This window comes from Sphingobacterium sp. E70, assembly GCF_019285695.1.
In the GTDB taxonomy this organism is placed as follows: domain Bacteria; phylum Bacteroidota; class Bacteroidia; order Sphingobacteriales; family Sphingobacteriaceae; genus Sphingobacterium; species Sphingobacterium detergens.
Genome location: NZ_CP079104.1, coordinates 1,672,457 through 1,688,513, shown reverse-complemented (window position 1 = coordinate 1,688,513; position 16,057 = coordinate 1,672,457). Strand labels below are relative to the sequence as shown.

At 39.6% G+C, this 16,057-nt stretch carries 8 protein-coding genes and 4 pseudogenes; all 12 read left to right on the top strand.

From position 1 onward, the window contains the following. The first annotated feature begins 229 nt into the window (after positions 1-229). A complete protein-coding gene (locus KUH03_RS12185; RefSeq protein ID WP_257093663.1) occupies positions 230-1,765 on the top strand; it encodes a peptidase domain-containing ABC transporter in 1,536 nt (511 codons plus the stop codon). Further along, a complete protein-coding gene (locus KUH03_RS12180; RefSeq protein WP_257093661.1) occupies positions 1,746-2,138 on the top strand; it encodes an ATP-binding cassette domain-containing protein in 393 nt (130 codons plus the stop codon). Before KUH03_RS12185 ends, KUH03_RS12180 begins: the two co-directional genes overlap by 20 nt. Next, on the top strand, positions 2,069-2,383 hold the full coding sequence (locus tag KUH03_RS12175) for an ATP-binding cassette domain-containing protein (protein WP_257093659.1): 315 nt from the start codon (positions 2,069-2,071) through the stop codon (positions 2,381-2,383). Before KUH03_RS12180 ends, KUH03_RS12175 begins: the two co-directional genes overlap by 70 nt. A gap of 101 nt (positions 2,384-2,484) precedes the next feature. Then, a pseudogene (locus KUH03_RS48550) lies at positions 2,485-3,398 on the top strand (TolC family protein). Between the two features lie 2 nt (positions 3,399-3,400). Next, a complete protein-coding gene (locus tag KUH03_RS12160; protein ID WP_257093653.1) occupies positions 3,401-3,769 on the top strand; it encodes a TolC family protein in 369 nt (122 codons plus the stop codon). 5 nt (positions 3,770-3,774) lie between these two features. After that, positions 3,775-4,092 carry an HTH domain-containing protein gene (locus tag KUH03_RS12155; protein WP_257093651.1) on the top strand — a complete coding sequence of 106 codons (318 nt, stop codon included), beginning with the start codon at positions 3,775-3,777 and terminating at the stop codon, positions 4,090-4,092. A gap of 843 nt (positions 4,093-4,935) precedes the next feature. Further along, complete coding sequence (rplK, locus tag KUH03_RS12150) at positions 4,936-5,379, top strand: 50S ribosomal protein L11 (protein ID WP_028072660.1); 444 nt, start codon at positions 4,936-4,938, stop codon at positions 5,377-5,379. Positions 5,380-5,401: 22 nt separating this feature from the next. Continuing rightward, positions 5,402-6,100 carry a 50S ribosomal protein L1 gene (gene rplA / locus KUH03_RS12145; RefSeq protein ID WP_046672240.1) on the top strand — a complete coding sequence of 233 codons (699 nt, stop codon included), beginning with the start codon at positions 5,402-5,404 and terminating at the stop codon, positions 6,098-6,100. A 2-nt stretch (positions 6,101-6,102) separates the two neighbouring features. Then, a pseudogene (gene rplJ / locus KUH03_RS12140) lies at positions 6,103-6,620 on the top strand (50S ribosomal protein L10). Positions 6,621-6,698: 78 nt separating this feature from the next. Next, entirely contained in the window at positions 6,699-7,076 is a 378-nt protein-coding gene (gene rplL, locus KUH03_RS12135) for a 50S ribosomal protein L7/L12 (RefSeq protein ID WP_002992785.1), read from the top strand. 166 nt (positions 7,077-7,242) lie between these two features. Next, a pseudogene (gene rpoB, locus KUH03_RS12130) lies at positions 7,243-11,049 on the top strand (DNA-directed RNA polymerase subunit beta). A gap of 62 nt (positions 11,050-11,111) precedes the next feature. Beyond that, positions 11,112-15,396: pseudogene (gene rpoC, locus KUH03_RS12125) on the top strand (DNA-directed RNA polymerase subunit beta'). The last annotated feature ends 661 nt before the right edge of the window (positions 15,397-16,057 follow it).

Here is a 16,057-nt window from a genome sequence, read left to right as displayed (position 1 = left end):
CTGAGCCTACCAAATGGAAATAAAGTTTTCGTTGGAAAGGGCAATACGTTTAATGCACGTTTTTACCTTCTGGACCGAACATTATGGCAGTTATTATTTGATAGTGCAGATGAACTATTCAATCCCAATTTGGGGACTAGTACATCTTCGATTCAATAAAGCTTACTTGCTCACCGATTATTAACTATCTCTCGACAGAGAACCAAACATTTCTAAATAAGCTAATTCGATGAAAAAATCACCAGTTTGTATTCAACAACATGATATCCGTGACTGTGGTGCTGCCTGTCTCGCTTCTATCGGTAGCTATTATGGGATCGATATGCCCATCGCTAAGATCAGGCAGTATTGCCATACTGATATTCGAGGTACAAACGTATTTGGAATGGTGCAGGGGCTTCAACAAATGGGGTTTAATGCGAAGGGAGTCAAAGGGGCAATAGATGCGATCCCGCAAATTCCTTTGCCTGCCATTGCGCATGTCATTCTGAAGGGGCAGCTGAATCATTATGTCGTTATTTACAAGGTAGACAAAAAGACGGTGCTGGTCATGGATCCGGGACCGGGAAAGCTAGAAAAGTATACAATTGATGAGTTTCAGGAGATATGGACGGGTGTTCTTATCTTGATGGAGCCCAATGAGTATTTCGAACAGAAGAACGAAAAAACGAGTGTCTACAAACGTTTTTGGAATCTGATCAGACCCCATCGTTCAGTGGCTGTTCAGGCACTGGTTGGGGCAGCAGTATATACTCTCCTGGGATTATCAACTTCATTTTATATACAGAAGATAACGGATTATGTCCTGATCGACGGAAATGTCAGGTTACTCAACCTGCTTTCCATCATCATGCTGGTTATCTTGGTTTTCCAGCTGTTAATAGGAACGCTCAAGAGTGTGATGGTTTTACAGACAGGGCAGCGCATTGATAAATATCTTATTTTAGGGTATTATAAGCACCTTCTGACGCTACCACAGCGTTTTTTTGATACGATGAAAGTCGGAGAGATCATTTCTAGGGTCAATGATGCAGTAAAGATCCGCGCTTTTATCAACGACGTGGCGATCCAGGTCGTGGTTAACGTATTTATCGTCGTTTTTTCCTTCGCTTTGATGTTTACTTACTTCTGGAAGCTTGCGCTCCTGATGTTGTTGGTCATCCCGTTCTATGCTGGAGTCTATTGGCTATCCAATAGACTTAATAGAAAGGTCGAACGGAGAATGATGGAAGAGAGTGCCGAATTGGAATCCCATTTGGTTGCGTCCTTGAATGCTGTAAAGACAATAAAACAATTCGGTATCGAAACTTATTTTAATAGTGAAACCGATAAGCGGTTTTCCCGGTTACTGCGGACTATCTACGCTTCGGTAATGAATGGTCTGTTCTCAGGTACGGCGGGTGAATTTCTTTCCCGATTATTTACGATTATTCTGTTATGGGCCGGTTCATATTATGTGATCGAGCGTACCATAACTCCAGGTGAATTATTGTCGTTTTATGCATTGATCGGATACTTTACAGGACCAGTTACACAGCTGATCGGGATGAATAAAACCATGCAAAATGCGCTTATTGCTGCTGACCGGTTATTTGAGATTATGGATCTGGAATGTGACGAAAACGAGAATAAGTTACATCTAACATCGAATCTTATTGGGGATATTGTATTTGATAATGTCCGTTTTCCTATGGTTCGAGGGTGGAGGTATTCCGGAATTTTAGCTGTAAGATTAAGCGGGGAAAATGACAGCCGTTATCGGTGAAAGTGGAAGTGGCAAGACAACCTTGGGCGCATTGATCCAGCAGTTATACCCTGTGCAGGAAGGCAAAATCAGTATTGGCGAATACGACCTGAATTACATTTCCAAATCTTCATTGCGTGAGCGCATATCTATTGTTCCACAACAGATAGATTTATTTTCAGGCAATGTGATCGATAATATAGCGGTCGGCGAAGATGTTCCCAATTTTCAACATCTTTTGGAAATCGTCAATGAACTGGAGATGATGCCATTCATAGAAAAACTGCCTTCGGGCTTTGATACATATCTGGGGAAAATGGTTCTATGCTGTCTGGAGGGCAACGTCAACGCATTGCTATTGCAAGGGCCTTGTACCGGAATCCAGATATATTGATCTTGGATGAGGCAACCTCAGCGCTCGATTCGTCTACAGAACAAGTTATTCAACGCGCTTTTCATCGTTTCCGGGATTCAGGAAAAACCATGATCGTCATCGCTCATCGTCTCAGCACAATTGCTGCTGCTGATACCATTCTTGTCCTAAAAGACGGCGTACTTATCGAACAGGGGAACATGACCAGTTGCTGGCCCAGGAGTCAGCATATAGAGAGATGTGGAAGAAGCAGTCCATATTGTTAAACTAAAGTAGTATACTGGGGTAGCTATAAAGAAAAAGTGATAATAAATAAACGAATGATCCTCATGAAAAAACAATAGGCCTATCTGTTTTGTTTGTTTTAATGTGTGTACATGTGATTGCTCAGAAAGCTTGGACACTACAAGAGTGCATCGATTATGCGGTAGTACATAATTTGCCAATAAAGCAACAAGATTTGAAAGCCGCAATAAAAGAACTGGATCAGGAAATGGCCATCCGAGAACGCTTACCTAGTATCAACGGGTACGTTAATGGTTATACGACGTTTGGCCATTCACAAGATGTCTTTGGTACAATCAGAAGGAACGACAATATGAATAGCAATATGGGTATAAATAGTGAAATTACTTTATATCAGTATAACTATTTTCGTAATCAGGCAAAAAGGCAGCATCAGAAGCCGAACAGGAGCGGATCGAAAAGGAAATATTGAAGAGAGATCTGAAGGTTCGGGTAATGGAATCCTATTTGGAGTCTTTATTGACGAAGGCACTTGTCACAACCCAGGATTCTGCCATTCGCTTTTCAATGCAGTTACTTCAAAAAGCTGAGAAAAGCACCGCTATCGGAACAACAGCCCAATCTGTCGTTGCGGAAGCGAAGTCCAATTTATCAAGGGAGAGACAACAGTATCAACAATATCATAAGGAATTACAGAAGTCGGTACTCAAGCTAGCTCAGTTATTGAATTTTGCCGATTATAAAAAGCTTATCCTAGCTGATCCGATGTTAGAAAATGATCTATCAAGCTATAAAGTTTATCCTGATTTAATGTCAATAAGAGAAGAGGCGTATCTACACAATCCTACGCTCAATAAATATAGAGGACAGATAGAACAATTAGCGATAGAATCTAAGTTGATCAAATCCGCTCTGTATCCTACAGTCAAAGGGTCGGCGAGTCTCGGAAGTACTTATTTTAATGCATTCAAGGCTCCGGGTGAAAGATCTTTTTTATTCAGAGTAAAGACAATTTTGCACAGCAACTGGCGGTGACGGTGTCCGTCCCTATCTTTAATAAAGGGAAAACAAAACGGCAATTACAGCAGGTTGCGCTTAATAGGCAGGCGATCGAGCTCTCGTCAGAAAATGAGAAACTCCTCCATCAACAGATTTTGGACAAACTATTGCTCGAATTGGAGGAAAATAAACAACTGTATACGATTGCTCTGGAAGCAAGTGCGGCTACCGGTCAGTCTCTTATCTATACATTGAGGAGTTTTGAGGCCGGCAAGGTATCTATTTATGATATCAATACGAGCAAAAATAATTTAATGAAAGCTGATACGGAGACAATACGGGCGAAGTACAATGTATTGTTCAATCAGATCATGCTACACTATCAGATTTATGGAGATATAAACTAACGACTATGCAGCTATTTAAATATATTGACAGAATAAATCTGCTGGACAAATTGATCCGGCAGCGTAAAACCGGTACGCAGAGTGAATTAGCTTCACGGCTGGGGATTTCAGTATCACGTCTGGCACGTGTTATTGAACACCTGAAAGATCTTGGTGCTCCAGTTGCCTTTGACCGATCGAATAGTACGTATTACTATGAGAATGAATATTCCATCCAAATAAAAGTGGATATTCAACAGCTCAATCTTAACCAGATGAAGCATATCTCAGCAGGTGATTATTTTGTCCAAACTAATTTTTTAAATGCTTTTTTTGTGCATTGAACAAATGTAATTTAGTATTGTTGATCAACGCAGCAGGAATCCGAAAAAGCTTGAAATAGAGTAGGAAATTAATTTTTATAAACTTAACTAAGATGAATAAGTCAGATTTAACGAAATTGGGTCTTCAAGAAATGAACCAACAAGAAATGGTAAATGTAGAAGGGGTTGCATTACTTTGACAGGAATTATCAAAGGTGTAACTAATGTCCTTGTCAACACGATTAACTTTATTAAAGGTTTGTTATAAAAATATTTAAGGTAAATGGAGAACTGATTCAGGAGGTTGGTTCTCTATTTACCTTATCAGTTATCCTAGAGGTTATTCTTTTGGATTTGTCGTTTGCGACAGGAGGGGATTCCTGTTTTTGTTTTGATGATACTGTATCGTATAGCTTCCGCTTTCAATATTTTCAAATTGCTTCGCGAGATTTAGCAATCATTCCGGCTCCGGTATTTTGTGTTTGCCTTGATTCCATTTAATTTTACTGTTTTGTTTCTTGTTCTTCCTTTGTTCCAAAGCTGTCGGTTTTCGGTCCTACTATGCCAAGTGTGTTTTATGGTGTGTAGTTTGAGGTAATATCATATTGTAATTTTTGCTTTTGATAAGACACGGACGAATAGGTTGGTCATATAAAATAAAGAGCCTTAGAGAGGTTTTGCAATTTGGCGGGCTTTGAGAAAAAACATAAATTCCTGAAAAATTAAAAGTTAGATACTTGCAGGATTCAAATCTTCTTATTAACTTTGCACCTCGGTTGGGGTGTTACGTCCTGATCGATGAATGTTACGTTATTTGCTTCCAACTTACTAACAGACATTTAACAAAATTAAATTCAAAACAAAATGGCAAAAGAAGTCAGTGCGTTAGTAAAATTACAAGTTAAGGGCGGAGCTGCGAATCCTTCACCTCCAGTAGGACCTGCATTAGGTGCTAAAGGTGTGAATATTATGGATTTCTGTAAGCAGTTTAACGCTCGTACGCAAGACAAACCAGGTCAAGTGTTACCTGTTGTCATTACAGTTTACGCGGATAAGTCATTTGATTTTATCATCAAGACTCCACCGGTAGCAGTTCAGTTGAAAGATGCTGCTAAATTAAAAAGTGGATCTGGCGAGCCTAACCGTAAGAAGGTTGCGGCTATCACTTGGGAACAAGTTGAGACAATCGCTAAAGATAAAATGCCTGATTTAAATGCATTTACTGTAGAGGCTGCTATGAGAATGGTAGCTGGTACAGCACGTAGTATGGGTATTACTGTATCCGGTAATGCTCCTTGGAACAATTAATTAAGAAATCAATTTAAGAAAAGTGGCTAGATTAACAAAAAATCAAAAAGCGGCACTATCCAAAATTGAAGCTGGTAAAGCATACTCTTTGAAAGAAGCTTCGGCTTTAGTTAAAGAAATCTCATTGACCAAATTTGATGCTTCTGTGGATATCGACGTTCGTTTGGGCGTAGATCCTCGTAAAGCAAATCAAATGGTGCGTGGTATTGCAACATTACCTCACGGTACTGGTAAAACTGTTCGCGTTTTAGTTTTGTGTACTCCTGATAAGGAAGAAGAAGCTAAAGCAGCAGGTGCAGACTACGTAGGTTTAGATGATTACATCAGCAAAATTGAAGGTGGTTGGACTGACGTTGATATCATTATTACTATGCCTAGTGTTATGGCTAAAGTTGGTAAATTGGGTCGTATTTTAGGTCCAAGAAACTTGATGCCTAACCCTAAAACTGGTACAGTTACAACTGAAGTTGGTAAAGCTGTAACAGATGTAAAAGGTGGTAAGATCGATTTCAAAGTTGACAAAACCGGTATCATCCATACTTCTATTGGTAAAGCGTCGTTCGATGCAGATAAAATATATGATAACGCATTAGAGGTATTACAAACTCTAGCACGTTTGAAACCATCTGCAGCTAAAGGAACTTACTTTAAAAGTATTCACATTTCCTCAACTATGAGTCCTGGTATTCATATTGAGACTAAATCAGTAGCAGGTATTTAATCATGAGAAAAGAAGAAAAACAAGAAATTGTTCAAGCTTTGGCCGAACAGATTAAATCTTACGGTAACTTCTATATTACCGATACTGCTGAGTTGTCAGTTGAAAAGTGAATAACATTCGTCGTAAATGTTTTGAGCAAGGTATCGAAATTAAAGCTGTTAAAAACACTTTAATTAAGAAAGCTTTGATCGAAGCTGGTGTTGAAGAAGAAGATATTTTTGGAACGCTTAAAGGTGCGTCTACAATGATGTTTTCAGAAGTCGCTAATGCACCTGCTAAATTGATCAAAGAATTGCGCAAATCAGGTGAGAAACCGTTGTTAAAAGCGGCTTTCATTGAGGCAACAGCATTCGTAGGAGATAATCAATTAACTGCATTAGTTAATCTTAAATCTAAAAACGAACTTATTGCTGACGTTATCGCGGCATTGCAGTCACCTGCGAAAAATGTTATTTCGGCTCTTCAATCAGGAGGAAATACTGTTGCAGGTTTAGTAAAAGCTTTAGAAGAAAGAGGTTAACGAATCCTCTAGAACAGAATCATTCGTTATAATTTAATTAACAATTTTTACAAAGTACATTCAAAAATTCAAAATAAAATGGCAGATTTAAAACAACTTGCTGAACAGTTAGTTAACTTAACAGTAAAAGAAGTTAAAGAATTAGCTGATATCTTAAAAGACGAGTATGGCATCGAGCCTGCTGCTGCTGCTGTTGCTGTAGCTGCTGCTCCAGCTGAAGGTGGTGCTGCTGCTGCAGAAGAGAAAACTTCATTTGACGTTATCTTGAAAGAAGCTGGTGGTCAAAAATTAGCTGTAGTTAAATTGGTTAAAGATTTAGCTGGATTAGGCTTGAAAGAAGCTAAAGATTTAGTTGACGGAGCACCTAAAGAATTGAAAGCTGGTGTATCTAAAGACGAAGCAGAAGCTTTGAAAAAACAATTAGAAGAAGCTGGTGCTGTTGTTGAGATTAAATAATCTCAACTAATTAGCCCGAAAGGTTTAGACTCTGACGATTTTTCGTCAGAGTCTATTCCTATTTATATCAATACGCCACTATGCTGTGTATATGCTGGGCACAGTGGACATGTGGTTTACAGCATGCATGTAAGCGCAGTTTTTTAAAACTAAAATTCATATTCCCTTGGCAAACAATAATATTCAACAAGAAAGAATAAACTTTGCAACAAGTAAGAAAGTATTGGAATATCCAGATTTCTTAGATGTGCAATTGGAATCTTTCAAGGAGTTTTTTCAACTAGAAACTACTTCTGACAACCGCCATCAGGAAGGGCTGTTCAAGGTATTCTCGGAAAACTTCCTATTTCTGATTCAAGAAACATTTTTGTGCTAGAGTTTTTGGATTATTTCATTGATCCACCACGTTATGATATCCAAGAGTGTATCGAACGCGGCTTGACTTATAGCGTTCCTCTAAAGGCTAAGTTAAAGTTATCTTGTAATGATGAAGAACACGAAGATTTCGAAACTATTGTTCAGGATGTATATTTAGGGACTATCCCTTATATGACTCCTAAAGGTACTTTCGTGGTAAATGGTGCAGAGCGTGTCATCGTATCGCAATTACACCGTTCACCGGGCGTTTTCTTTGGTCAAAGTAGACACACAAATGGTACTAAACTTTATTCTGCAAGGGTAATTCCTTTCAAAGGGTCTTGGATCGAATTCGCTACAGACGTAAACAACGTCATGTATGCTTATATCGACCGTAAAAGAAATTCCCAGTAACTACCTTATTGCGTGCGATCGGTTACGATTCAGATAAAGATATCTTAGAATTGTTTGACCTAGCTGATGAAGTAAAAGTTAGTAAATCTGGTCTTAAGAAATATGTTGGCCGTCGTCTTGCGGCTAGGGTATTAAAAAAATGGGTAGAAGATTTCGTGGATGAGGATACTGGTGAAGTAGTATCTATCGACCGTAACGAAATTATCCTTGAACGTGAAACTGTTCTAGAAGAAGATCACATTGATTTGATTATCGAAGCTGGCGTTAAGTCTATTATCTTAGCGAAAGACGATGAATCAAATAATGCCGATTATTCTATTATATATAATACTTTACAAAAAGATACTTCCAATTCAGAAAAAGAAGCGGTAGAACATATCTATCGTCAATTGCGTAACGCTGAACCACCAGATGAGGAAACTGCTCGTGGTATCATCGATCGTTTGTTCTTCTCTGATAAACGTTATGACTTGGGTGATGTAGGTCGTTACCGTATCAACCGTAAGTTGAAATTGGGTACACCAGATGAAACCAAGGTCTTGACGCGTGAGGATATCATTGCTATTGTGAAGTATTTGATCAACTTGATCAACTCCAAAGCTGAGGTGGATGATATTGACCACTTGTCTAATCGTCGTGTACGTACAGTTGGTGAGCAATTATATGCTCAATTTGGTGTAGGTCTATCTCGTATGGCGCGTACAATCCGTGAGCGTATGAACATCAGAGATAACGAGGTGTTTACACCAACGGATTTGATTAACGCACGTACATTGTCGTCAGTAATCAATTCGTTCTTCGGTACCAACCAATTGTCTCAGTTCATGGACCAAACGAACCCTCTTGCTGAAATTACGCACAAACGTCGTTTGTCAGCTTTAGGTCCAGGTGGTCTTTCTCGTGAGCGCGCAGGTTTTGAGGTTCGTGACGTTCACTATACACACTACGGTCGTCTTTGTACAATCGAAACACCAGAGGGACCAAACATCGGTTTGATTTCTTCTTTGGCTGTACATGCAAAAATCAACCATTTAGGTTTTATTGAAACTCCTTACCGTAAGGTAAAAGATGGTGTTGTTGTTGTTGACCAACCGGTGGTATACTTGTCAGCTGAGGATGAAGATGGTAAAACAATTGCCCAAGCAAATGCCTTGTATGATGACAAAGGTAATTTTGAAGATGCAAAGGTAAAAGCCAGATACGAAGGTGACTTCCCAATTATCGAGCCTGAAATGCTTGATTATATGGACGTTGCTCCAAATCAAATTACATCTATTGCGGCTTCATTAATTCCTTTCTTGGAGCACGATGATGCCAACCGTGCATTGATGGGATCCAACATGCAACGTCAGGCTGTGCCTGTATTGCGTCCGCAAGCTCCTATCGTAGGTACTGGTCTTGAAGGTCGTGTAGCGAAAGATTCACGTACATTGATCAATGCTGAAGGTCATGGTGTGGTTGAATATGTTGATGCTGATGAAATTAAAATCCGTTATGACAGAAACGATGATGATCGCCTTGTATCATTTGATGATGATGTCAGAACATATAAATTGATCAAATTCAAGAAAACTAACCAGAATACTTGTATGAACTTGAAGCCTATCATTAAGAAAGGTCAACGAGTTGAACCAGGACAGGTATTGTGTGAAGGTTATGCTACTGAAAATGGTGAATTGGCATTGGGTCGTAACTTAAAAGTAGCGTTCATGCCTTGGCAAGGATATAACTTTGAGGATGCGATCGTAATTTCTGAGCGTGTAGCGAAAGAAGACTGGTTTACTTCTCTTCACATTGAAGAATTCGAACTTGAAGTTCGTGATACAAAACGTGGTGAAGAAGAGTTAACAGCTGATATTCCTAACGTATCTGAAGAAGCGACAAAAGACTTAGATGAAAACGGTATTATCCGTATCGGTGCTGAAGTTGGTGGTGGTGATATCTTAATTGGTAAAATCACGCCTAAAGGTGAGTCTGATCCTTCTCCAGAGGAGAAATTATTACGTGCAATCTTTGGTGACAAAGCTGGTGACGTGAAAGATGCTTCATTGAAAACTCCACCTTCATTAAAAGGTGTTGTTATCGATACGAAGTTGTTCTCTCGTGCGAAGAAAATGTCTAAAGAAGTTGAACGTAAAACTTTAGAGAAATTAGAGGTTGCTCACGATAGAGCTGTTAAATCATTGAAAGACCGTTTGGTAGAGAAATTATTCATTGTAGTGAATGGTAAAACTAGCCAAGGTGTATACAATGTATATAAAGAGTTGTTAGTGGCTAAAGGTGCTAAGTTTACACAGAAAATCTTAGCGGAATTAGATTACAACAACATCAACCCAATGGGATGGACAACTGACGAAGATAAAAACGAGTTGATCAAAATGGCCCTTCATAATTACAATATTAAAATTAATGAAGAATTAGGTTCATTCAAACGTGATAAATTCGCAGTATCTGTTGGGGATGAACTTCCATCAGGAATTGTGCAGATGGCGAAAGTTTACGTTGCTAAGAAACGTAAATTGAAAGTAGGGGATAAGATGGCAGGTCGTCACGGTAACAAAGGTATCGTTGCACGTATCGTACGTGATGAAGATATGCCATTCTTGGAAGACGGTACTCCGGTTGATATCGTGTTGAACCCATTGGGGTACCTTCACGGATGAACTTGGGTCAGATCTACGAAACCGTATTAGGTTGGGCTGGTCAAAAATTAGGTGTTAAATTTGCTACACCGATCTTTGATGGCGCTGAGATGGATCAAGTACAGGACTGGGTTGCGAAAGCCGGTTTACCAAAATCAGGTCGTACATATTTGTACAATGGATTGACAGGTGACCGTTTCGATCAACCAACAACAGTAGGTGTAATCTACATGTTGAAATTAGGTCACATGGTTGATGATAAAATGCACGCACGTTCAATTGGTCCTTACTCATTGATCACACAACAACCTCTGGGTGGTAAAGCACAATTCGGTGGTCAGCGTTTTGGTGAGATGGAGGTTTGGGCATTGGAGGCATTCGGTGCATCTAACATCCTTCAAGAGATCTTAACCGTGAAATCGGATGACGTAGTTGGTCGTGCCAAAACTTACGAAGCAATCGTTAAGGGCAACAACCTTCCGACACCATCGGTGCCAGAATCGTTCAACGTATTGGTACACGAGTTGCGCGGATTGGGTCTAGATATCACATTGGATTAATTAAGCAATTAGGGCTTTGAAGAACGAAGGTTCTTCAAAGCTTCTCTATAAAGCTTTAACTTTTGAATAAGTATGTCTTACAAAAAGATAATAAAATTAAAAGCAACTTCACTTCGATTACGATCAGCTTGGCTTCTCCAGAGACTATTTTGGAGCGTTCAAGTGGTGAAGTTACAAAACCAGAAACGATTAACTATCGTACCTACAAACCAGAACGTGATGGTTTATTCTGTGAGCGTATTTTTGGTCCTGTAAAGGATTACGAATGTCACTGTGGTAAATACAAACGTATCCGTTATAAAGGTATCGTGTGTGACCGTTGTGGTGTTGAGGTAACAGAGAAAAAAGTACGTCGTGAGCGTATGGGACACATCAACTTGGTGGTTCCTGTAGCACACATCTGGTACTTCCGTTCTCTTCCTAATAAAATCGGTTATTTATTAGGTCTTCCTACCAAGAAATTGGATATGATCATTTACTATGAACGTTATGTCGTTATCCAAGCTGGTATTAAGGAAGAAGATGGTATCAACTTTATGGACTTCTTGACTGAAGAAGAATATTTAGATATTTTAGATACCTTACCAAAAGAAAATCAATATTTAGACGATACTGATCCTCAAAAATTTGTCGCTAAGATGGGTGCTGAGGCATTGGAAGATTTGTTGAAACGTATTGATTTGGATCAATTGTCTTACGATTTACGTCACCAAGCTGCTAACGAGACTTCTCAACAACGTAAAAATGAAGCGTTAAAACGTCTTCATGTTGTTGAAGCTTTCCGTAGCTCACGTGAAAACATCGAGAATCGTCCTGAATGGATGATCGTGAAGATTGTTCCTATCATTCCACCAGAATTGCGTCCTTTAGTGCCTTTGGATGGTGGTCGTTTTGCGACTTCGGATTTGAACGACTTATACCGTCGTGTTATTATCCGTAACAACCGTCTAAAACGTTTGATCGAGATCAAAGCGCCAGAAGTAATCTTACGTAACGAAAAACGTATGCTTCAAGAGGCGGTGGACTCTTTGTTTGACAACTCACGTAAGGTGAATGCTGTTAAGACAGAAGGTAACCGTGCATTGAAGTCATTATCTGATATTTTGAAAGGTAAACAAGGTCGTTTCCGTCAAAACTTATTAGGTAAACGTGTGGATTATTCAGCTCGTTCGGTAATTGTTGTAGGCCCTCACTTGAAATTACACGAGTGTGGTCTTCCTAAAGATATGGCAGCTGAGCTTTACAAACCATTCATCATTCGTAAAATGATCGAGCGTGGTATTGTAAAAACAGTAAAATCCGCTAAGAAAATCGTAGATCGTAAAGATCCAGTGGTATGGGATATCCTTGAAAATGTATTGAAAGGTCACCCTGTATTACTTAACCGTGCGCCTACGCTTCACCGTTTGGGTATTCAAGCTTTCCAACCTACTTTGGTAGAGGGTAAAGCGATTCAATTACACCCATTAGTGTGTACAGCATTCAACGCCGATTTTGACGGTGACCAGATGGCAGTTCACTTACCTTTAGGTAATGCTGCAGTTTTGGAGGCCCAAATCTTGATGTTGGCAGCGCACAATATCTTAAACCCTGCGAATGGTTCACCGATCACAGTACCATCTCAAGACATGGTATTGGGTCTTTACTATATTACTAAAGGCCGTAGAACTGCTGGCGATCACATCGTAAGAGGTCAAGATATGACTTTCTATTCGGCTGAAGAGGTTATCATCGCTTTAAACGAGAAGCAAATTGACCTTCACGCTTGGATTAAAGTCAAAACAAAAGTGAGACAAAGAGATGGTAGCATCGTTGATACCTTATTAGAAACAACTGTAGGTCGTGTGATCTTCAATCAGGTTGTTCCTGACGAAATGGGATTTGTCAATGAATTGCTTACTAAGAAATCTTTGCGTAATATCATCGGTGAGATTGTGAAGACTACGGGTATGGCTCGTGCAGCGCAATTCTTGGATGATATGAAAGAATTGGGATATCAAACAGCCTTCAAAGGTGGTCTTTCTTTCAACTTGGAAGATTTGAACATTCCTGCTGCGAAAGCTGAATTGATCCAACAAGCAACAAACGAAGTTGAAGAGGTAATGAACAACTATAACATGGGTTTCATTACGAACAACGAACGTTACAACCAAATCATCGATATCTGGACACGTATCAACAACAGATTGACTGCCCACGTAATGGATATTCTTTCCAACGATAATCAAGGTTTCAACTCAGTTTATATGATGTTGGATTCTGGAGCCCGTGGTTCGAAAGAGCAGATTCGTCAGTTGTGTGGTATGCGTGGTTTGATGGCGAAACCTCAAAAATCCGGTACTTCAGGTGGTGAGATTATTGAGAACCCGATCTTGTCGAACTTTAAAGAAGGTTTGTCCGTATTAGAGTACTTTATCTCTACCCACGGTGCGCGTAAAGGTCTTGCCGATACAGCCTTGAAAACCGCGGATGCGGGTTACTTGACACGTCGTTTACATGACGTTGCTCAGGATATGATCGTTGTTGAACAAGATTGTGGTGGTTTACGTGGTATCTACACAACAGCATTGAAAGATAATGATGATGTTGTTGAACCATTATTCGACCGTATCTTAGGTCGTACTCCATTACATGATGTATTCCATCCGGAGACAGAGGAGTTGATCGTTTCTGCAAATGAAGATATCACTGAGGAAATCGCTGAGGTTATCGAAAAAGCAGGTATTGAAGGTATCGAAATTCGTACGGTATTAACTTGTGAATCGAAACGTGGTGTGTGTGCTTGTTGTTACGGTCGTAACTTGGCATCTGGTAAACGTGTTCAATTGGGTGAAGCTGTCGGTGTTATCGCAGCACAATCAATTGGTGAGCCAGGTACACAGTTGACACTTCGTACGTTCCACGTGGGGTACGGCATCAAATATCGCGGCTGACTCAAGTATCATTTCTAAATACGATGGTAAAATCGAATTTGAAAATGTGCGTACCGTTTCGCAAACAAATGACAATGGCACACATCAGGTTGTCTTAGGACGTTCTGGTGAGGTTAAGATCATTGATGCACATAATAAGATTGTATTCCAACAAAATATCCCTTATGGTTCGCAGTTGTTCGTTGAGGATGGCGGTACAGTAGCTAAAGGTGATAAATTGGTAGAGTGGGATCCATATAACGCAGTAATTATCTCTGAATTTGCTGGTAAAGTTGAGTTTGATGCGATCATCGAGGGTGTTACCTTCCGTGAGGAATCAGATGAGCAAACTGGTCACAAAGAGAAAGTAATTATTGAAACACGTGATAAAACGAAAACCCATCCATCAAGATTCTTGATAAATCTGGAGAGGTTATTCGTACATACAATATCCCAGTAGGTGCCCACGTTGCAGTTGCTAACGGCGTCACTGTTAAAGAAGGTGGTATCTTAGTTAAGATTCCTCGTTCTACTGGTAAAACACGAGATATCACGGGTGGTCTTCCACGTGTAACCGAGTTGTTCGAAGCACGTAACCCTTCTAACCCAGCTGTTGTAACAGAAATCGACGGTGTGGTAACATTGGGGGTGTGAAACGTGGTAACCGTGAGATGTCGATTGAATCACGTGATGGTCAAATCAAGAAATACTTGGTGCCACTTTCTAAACATATCCTTGTTCAGGATAATGACTTCGTCAAAGCAGGTATGCCATTATCGGATGGTTCGATCTCGCCAGCGGATATCTTATCTATTAAAGGGCCATCAGCGGTACAACATTACATCGTGAATGGTATCCAAGAGGTATACCGTCTTCAAGGTGTGAAGATCAACGATAAGCACTTCGAAACGATCGTTCACCAGATGATGCAAAAAGTTAACATCGAAGATCCAGGAGATACACGTTTCTTAGAGAAAGAAGCTGTAAACAAATGGGATTTCATGGAAGAGAATGATTCCTTGTTCGACAAGAAAGTCGTTGTTGATGCTGGAGATTCCAATAGCTTACGTCCAGGACAGATTGTTTCTTTACGTAAGTTGAGAGAGAGGAAAACTCAAGTTTGAAACGTCGTGACTTAAAACTTGTAGAAGTGCGTGAAGCAATTCCAGCGACTTCAAGTCCATTGTTGCAAGGTATCACTAGAGCATCATTAGGTACCAAATCGTTTATCTCTGCTGCCTCTTTCCAAGAGACCACAAAAGTATTGAATGAAGCTGCTATCGCAGGTAAACGTGACAACTTGTTAGGTTTGAAAGAAAACGTAATCGTTGGTCACTTGATTCCTTCAGGTACAGGTATCCGTCAATACAGCAACTTAATTGTCGGTTCTCGCGAAGAGTACGATCAATTGTTGGCTTCGAAAGAAGAAGATTAATCTATCATAGATTATTTTATATAGAAAGGTCCAGGCATATGTCTGGACCTTTTTTGTTTCTATAACGACTTTATGTGGTATAGAAGAAAGCAGTAAATAGTATTTAATTTGTTCTTTAGCTGTGAAATTGTTTGTTATGGGACGACTTCGAAATGAAATTTATAATGAGCAGCTTGGCCGTTTAAACGGTTAATTTAACCTGATTGGACGGTTTACGGTATGTCTGTGTCAAATGAATCGTTCAATGTTACAGTTAGTTAACTTTAATATTAAAAATAATAAACAAAAGGCTTGGAAGTTTGTTAGTAAACTCCCTATCTTTGCACCACTCCGCAAGGGAGGGACGGTTACTTCGAAAGAAGAGACCATGAAAAAAGAAGGGTTTAGGTGAGCGCGACAGGATTTAAAATCCCGTTCAGATTATTTTAAACGCTGAAATCGGAAAAAGAAAAGAAAAAAACTTCAAAAGTTTTTGGAAGTTCAAAAAAGATTTCTACCTTTGCAGTCCCAACGGAAACGGAGGAAACAAAAAAAAGATAAAGAGGGGCGCAATGCTCATCGGAATATAGCGGATACGGAAGTTGAAGCGAGATAAGTTCTTTAAGAAAACACAATCATGTAAGCGTGACGAGTAGACAAAACGAAAGTCATGAACAAATTC